Annotated in this window: 5 protein-coding genes; 1 reads left to right on the top strand and 4 read right to left on the bottom strand. The window is 70.0% G+C overall.

Translation table 11 applies throughout. The annotated features are described in order from the left end of the window. Positions 1-566 (top strand): IS30 family transposase (locus DAE25_RS06720; RefSeq protein ID WP_107765470.1); only part of this gene is annotated, 566 nt, incomplete at its 5' end. Positions 567-627: 61 nt separating this feature from the next. Here the strand turns inward: DAE25_RS06720 and hemW are convergent. From hemW to DAE25_RS06700, 4 genes are all read right to left on the bottom strand, one after another. Then, a complete protein-coding gene (gene hemW / locus DAE25_RS06715) occupies positions 628-1,845 on the bottom strand; it encodes a radical SAM family heme chaperone HemW (RefSeq protein WP_107765412.1) in 1,218 nt (405 codons plus the stop codon). Between the two features lie 84 nt (positions 1,846-1,929). Next, a complete protein-coding gene (locus DAE25_RS06710; RefSeq protein ID WP_107765411.1) occupies positions 1,930-2,850 on the bottom strand; it encodes an intradiol ring-cleavage dioxygenase in 921 nt (306 codons plus the stop codon). Positions 2,851-2,976: 126 nt separating this feature from the next. Next, positions 2,977-4,797, bottom strand: coding sequence for an AMP-dependent synthetase/ligase (locus tag DAE25_RS06705; protein ID WP_107765410.1), 1,821 nt, complete (start codon positions 4,795-4,797; stop codon positions 2,977-2,979). A gap of 126 nt (positions 4,798-4,923) precedes the next feature. Further along, positions 4,924-6,126, bottom strand: a complete 1,203-nt coding sequence (locus tag DAE25_RS06700; protein WP_107765409.1) for an NAD(P)/FAD-dependent oxidoreductase — start codon at positions 6,124-6,126, stop codon at positions 4,924-4,926. Positions 6,127-6,150 lie beyond the last annotated feature (24 nt).

Below are 6,150 nucleotides of genomic sequence, written 5' to 3'. Positions count from 1 at the left end.
GACGCGGCCGGATCCCCCACATGGTGATGATCAGCGAGCGTCCACCCGAGGTCGAGGACCGCGCCGTTCCCGGACACTGGGAGGGCGACCTGATCTTGGGATCGACCGAGTCCGGTTCCGCGGTCGGCACCTTGGTCGAACGCACCACCGGGTTCGTGATGTTGCTGCACCTATCCGGGGGGCACACCGCCGACATCGTTCAGGAGGCCATGGTGGCCAAGATGGCGACGTTGCCCGAGCAACTGCGCCAGTCGCTGACCTGGGATCAGGGCAGCGAGATGGCCAACCATGTCCAGATCGCCGAGGCCACCGGGCTGGACATCTACTTCTGCGACCCGCACTCGCCCTGGCAGCGCGGCACCAACGAGAACACCAACGGACTGTTGCGCCAGTACCTGCCCAAGGGCACGGACCTCTCGTTCTACGGCCCCGGGCTGCTCGACAACATCGCCGCCGAGCTCAACGCCCGACCACGCAAACGCCACGGCTTCCAGACCCCGGCCGAGGCCCTCGACGCACTACTGTCCGGACAGTCCGATCCACCCGATGTTGCGACCACCGGCTGAATCCACCTCGCTGTCAGGGGTCCGATCGTCACGGACTACCCCGAGAAGGCCGTTCGGGCGGTCAGGCGGTGAGGTCGCGCACGACGGCGTCGGCGAGCAGCCGGCCGCGACGGGTGAGGACGAGCCGCTCGGTGAGCAGCTCGACGAGGCCCTCCTCCATCAGCCGGGCGACCTCGCCGCGGCCGTGGCGTCCCAGCGCCAGCACGGGCAGCCCGTCGCGCAGCCGGATCTCGAGCAGGATCCGCTCGAAGCGGCGGTCAGCCTCGGTGAGGTACTCGCGCCCGTGCGCCGGGCTGAGGCCGGCGGCCAGCCGGTCGGCGTACGCCGCGGGGTGCTTGACGTTCCACCACCGCACGCCGCCGACATGGGAGTGGGCACCGGGGCCGGCGCCCCACCAGTGGCCGCCGGTCCAGTAGAGCATGTTGTGACGGCACCGGCTCTCCGGTCGCCGCGCCCAGTTGGAGACCTCGTACCACTCCAGCCCGGCGGCGGTGAGCCGCTCGTCGGCGAGGTCGTACTTGTCGGCGGCGTCGTCCTCGTCGGGCATCGGCAGCTCGCCGCGGCGGACCCGCCGGGCCAGCGCGGTGCCCTCCTCGACGATGAGCGAGTACGCCGAGACGTGGTCCGGCTCGCAGGCCAGCGCCGAGTCCAGGCTGGTCTCCCAGTCTCCGAGCGACTCCCCCGGCGTGCCGTAGATGAGGTCGAGGCTGACCTCGTCGAAGCCGGCGGCCCGCGCCCACTGCACCGCGGCCGGCACCCGCAACGGGTCGTGGGTGCGGTCGAGGACGGCGAGCACGTGGTCGACGGCCGACTGCATCCCGAAGCTGATCCGGTTGAAGCCCGCCGAGCGCAGCTCCTCGAGGTCCCAGGCCGCGACGCTGTCGGGGTTGGCCTCGGTGGTGATCTCGACGTCGTCGGCCAGCCCGAACTCGGCGGCGGCGCTCGCGATCACCGCGCCCAGGTCGGCCGGGCGCAGCAGCGTCGGCGTGCCGCCGCCGAAGAAGATCGTCTCGATCTTGACGTCGCGGTGGCCGAGCACCCGGCGGGCCAGCCGGATCTCGTCGATGACCGCACCGGCGTACGTCGAGCGGGAGGCGCCGGGGGTGTCCCCCAGCTCCTCGGCGGTGTAGGTGTTGAAGTCGCAGTAGCCGCAGCGGACCGTGCAGAACGGCACGTGGACGTACAGCCCGAAGGGTCGCCGGCCGAACTCGGCGTAGGCGTCGTCGGGGATCGACCCGTCCTCGGGCGCGGGGTCGCCGACGGGTTGAGCAGGGGGCACCCGGCCATCCTGTCACCACGCCGCCGCGAGCGGGCCCCGGGACCGGACCGCGCCCGGACCGGGATGCTGCCGGACGGGCACCGATCAGATGGGGACGTTGAGGGTGGCGACGTATCCCTCCTCCACCGATCCGGTCACCTTCGCCATCTGCAGCGAGTAGCCGTCGGCGAAGATCCCGTCGGAGTCCAGGCTGACGCCGGCCAGGTTGGCGACCGAGTCCTCGTAGCCCTCGGTCGCGTAGACCGTCTCGCAGACGTCCTGGGGGAAGGCGAGCTGGGACGTCCGCAGCTTGGTGGTGGCGCTGGTGGCGGAGTCGAGCGACTCGTAGACCTCGAAGTGCACGTGCGGCCAGCGGCCGGCGTAGCACCCCGGGAAGACGGTGGTGAACTCCACCCAGCCGTCCGCGTCGGTCTCCTGCACGCCGCGCAGGTAGTTCTCCTGCATCGCGTCGCCGTCGTACATCGAGTAGGCCCCGTCCCGGTCGCAGTGCCAGGCGTAGAGCGCGGCACCGGCGAGCACCTCGACGTCGTCGCCGGTCAGGTCGTAGACCTTGAGGCGCAACGTGAGCGGCACGCCCTCGGCCACCCCGGTCGCGGTGCCGAAGCTGCTCGTGATGTCGGACCGGACGACCCCGCTCTCGCTCAGCACGTTGGGGCCGTTGGACCCGTCGCCCGGATAAGGTCCAGCGGTCTCCTCCGGGATCTCCCCGTCGGCCACCTCGACGCTCGCGTCGCCGCCCATCGCCCCACCGGCCCCGGGCCCACCGCCGCCCGCCGGCGGCTCGGGGCGGGTCGAGGTGGCGGTGTCGGCCGTGGACGAGGTGTCGGTGCCGCACCCCACGGCCACCGCGGCGACCCCCAGGCCGCCGAAGATGCCGAGCATCCCGCGGCGACCGAGCCCGCGGCGGCGCAGCGTGCCCAGGTCGTGCTGGAGGCCCAGGTCGTGCTCGTGGACCTCGCCCTCGTCGTGGCGGTGGTCGTGGGCGGGGTCGGGACGGTGGCTCATCAGATCTCCTCGGAAACGCGAACGGGTGCCGGTGGTCTCCCACCGACACCCATTCAGCGTCGCGTTGCTGTGCGCCTCCTGTGAGGAGGCCGTGACCCGGGTCCGAGGACCGGCAGGGTCCGAGGATCAGGCGTACAGCCGGTCGATCGTGTCCTTGTAGTTGTCCTCGACGACGTTGCGCTTGACCTTCATCGACGGCGTGAGCTCGCCCGACTCGACCGTGAGGTCGTGGTCCAGCAGCTCCCACTTCTTGATGGTCTCCCAGCGGTTGAGGCGGGTGTTGAGCTCGTCGACGTAGCCGCCGACCATCGCCTTGACCTCGTCGCTGTTGACGATCTCGGTGTAGGACTTGCCCTCCATGCCGTTCTCGGCGGCCCAGCCGGCCATCGCGTCCGGGTCGAGGGTGACCAGGGCGATGACGTAGTTGCGCTCGTTGCCGAAGACCATGAACTGGCTGGCGTAGGGGCAGATCGCCTTGAACTTCGACTCGATCGCCGGCGGGGCGATGTACTTGCCGCCGGAGGTCTTGAAGAGCTCCTTGATGCGCCCGGTGATGGTGAGGAAGCCGTCGGCGTCGAGCGAGCCCTTGTCGCCGGTGTGCAGCCACCCGTCGGAGTCCAGCGCCTTGTGGGTCTCCTCGGGGAGGTTGTGGTAGCCCTCCATGATGTGCGGTCCGCGCAGCAGCACCTCGTCGCCGTCACCGATCCTGACCTCCGCGCCCGGCAGGGCGCGACCGACGGTGCCGATGCGGTTGTCGTCGGGGTGGTTGACGGTGGCCCCGGCGGAGTTCTCGGTCATGCCGTAGCCCTCGAGGATCACGATGCCGGCGGCGTTGAACCACTCGGCGATCTCCCGGTTGAGGGCGGCGGCACCGGAGATGAAGAACCGGACGCGTCCTCCGAAGCGCTCGCGCACCTTGCTGAAGACCAGCTTGTCGAAGAGCCCGTGCTGGAGCTTGAGGAGGAGCGGCACGGACTTGCCCTCCCGCTTGAGCGCCTCGACCTTGAGGCCGACCTCGAACGCCTTGTTGAAGATCTTCTCCTTGGCACCGCCCTCGGCGGCCTGCATCGTCTGGATCCGGCCGTAGGCCTTCTCGAAGATGCGGGGCGCCGCACCCATGAAGGTCGGCTTGACGGTGGCGCAGTTGTCGACGATCTTCTCGACCCGGCCGTCGACCGCGGACGCGAAGCCGCAGGCGAGCTGGGCGGAGAGCAGGACCTTGCCGAACGAGTGGGCCATCGGCAGCCACAGGAACTGCAGGTCGCTCTCGTCGAGGATGTTCTGGACCCGGATCGACTCGCCCTCGTAGACCCACGACTTGTGGCGCAGCCGCACGCCCTTGGGGCGGCCGGTGGTGCCCGAGGTGTAGATCAGGGTGGCGAGCTGCTCCGGCGCGATCGCGGCGGCCTTGTCGGCGATGACGCCGGGGTGCTCGGCCAGGTAGGCGGCACCGAGCTCGGCCAGCTGGTCCAGGGAGATGACCCAGTCGCCGTCGGCCGTGCCGTCGAAGGTGATGACCTTGGCCAGGTGCGGCAGCTCGTTCTTGCGCTCGCGCAGCTTGGCGAGCTGCTCGTCGTCCTCGGCGAAGACGAAGCGGGACTCGGAGTCGCTGAGGATGTACGCCGTGTCCTCGGCGTTGGTGCTCGGGTAGACCGTGGTCGTGGCGCCCGCGGCGCACATCACCGCGAGGTCGGCCAGGATCCACTCGTAGCGCGTGCCGGACACGATGCCGACCCGCTGCTCCGACTCGAGGCCGAGCGAGAGCAGTCCCGCCGCGAGGGCCTCGACCCGGTCACCGGCCTGCTGCCAGGTGATGGACTCCCATGCGTCGCCCTTCGGGTAGCGGAAGGCCTCGCTCGAGGGGGACTTGGCGACGCGGTCCAGGAACAGGACCGCCACGTTCGGCTTGAGGTTGTCGACGAAGCTCGCGTCGTACTGGATCGGCATGGGACTCCCTGCGCTGAGTCGGGTGGGGGTGACGTGCTTGGGGAGTAACCTAGATCACTCGGTTACGCGGCGGTAGCAAACTCGCAGGACTGGTCGCTCCCGCCCCATCCGGACAGGGTTTCCGGTTCACGGGAGCTGGGTGTGGCCGTGCTTCATCTTCCACAGGAAGTACTTCTCGAAGCCCAGCTTCATCAGGTGCGCCTGGGGGCCCGGGATGAGGATGCCGTGCTTGCGCGGCGGCAGCATCTTGTCGGCCAGGATGATCACGCCGTTGTTGCCCGCGTCCATCACGCAGACCGCCGGGATGTCGCCGAACTCCTTGTGGTCGCCCGGCTCCTCGCCGCGGACCTGGGCGGCGATGTTGCGGGCCGCCACGTGCGCCTGGGTCTCGGTCGGGTAGCCGGTCTTGGGGATCCCGACGGGGGTCGGCGTCTGCCACGGCACGTCGACCGCGGCGGCGACGCCGACGGCGTACACGTCGTCGTACGACTCCGACTGGTAGGTGTCGCGGACCTTGACGTAGCCCTTGGCGTCGACCAGGTCGGTGCTGGCCAGCAGGAACTCCTGGCCGAGGAACGGCGGGACGACCATGCCGAAGGCGAACGGCAGCACCTCGCCGTCCCCGAGGACGAGCGCGCCGTCGTCGACGTGGTCGATGGGCGTCGCCAGCCGGGTGTCGATGCCCTCCTTCTTGAGGAACATCCCGAGCAGGCCCTCGCCGTGCGGCAGCCCGCCGATGCCGAAGTGGCCCAGGAAGGGCTCGGCCGTCACGTAGGTGAGCTTGACGTCATTGTGCAGCCCCGCCTTGCGCAGCTGGTGGGAGGTGTTGAAGAGGAACTCGTACGCCGCGCCGAAGCAGCCGGCGCCCTGGGTCGCGGCGACGACCACGTCGCCCGGGTTCTCCAGGAACTTCTGCCAGGCGACGGCGGTGCGCTCGGCCTCGGCGAGGGTCGTGATGGTCACCGCGTGCTCGGCGAAGCCGGGGACCACGTCGGTCTGGTTGCGGTAGCCGGTGGCGATGACGAGGTAGTCGTAGCCGAGCACCTGGCCGTCGTCGAGGGTGACCCGGCGGGCCACGGGGTCCACGTGGGTCGCGGCGGCGTGCTCGAACCCGACGCCGTGGTCCTCCAGGGTCTCCACCACGTCGAAGGTGATGTCGTCCCGGTCGCGCTTGCCGAAGGGCAACCAGATCAGGCTGGGGGTGAACAGGAACTTCCGGTCGGGGCTGACGACGGTCACGTCGACGTCCCCGTGCAGCTCGTGCCGGACGGCCAGGGCTGCCGTCAGGCCGGCGAAGTTCGTGCCGAGGACCAGGACCTTCTTGCGCATCGCGCACCTCCGGAGTGGGAATTG

This window comes from Nocardioides terrigena (assembly GCF_003047265.1).
In the GTDB taxonomy this organism is placed as follows: domain Bacteria; phylum Actinomycetota; class Actinomycetes; order Propionibacteriales; family Nocardioidaceae; genus Nocardioides; species Nocardioides terrigena.
The sequence above is the reverse complement of the archived record's forward strand: the minus strand, read 5'-3'. Positions and strand labels throughout refer to the sequence as shown.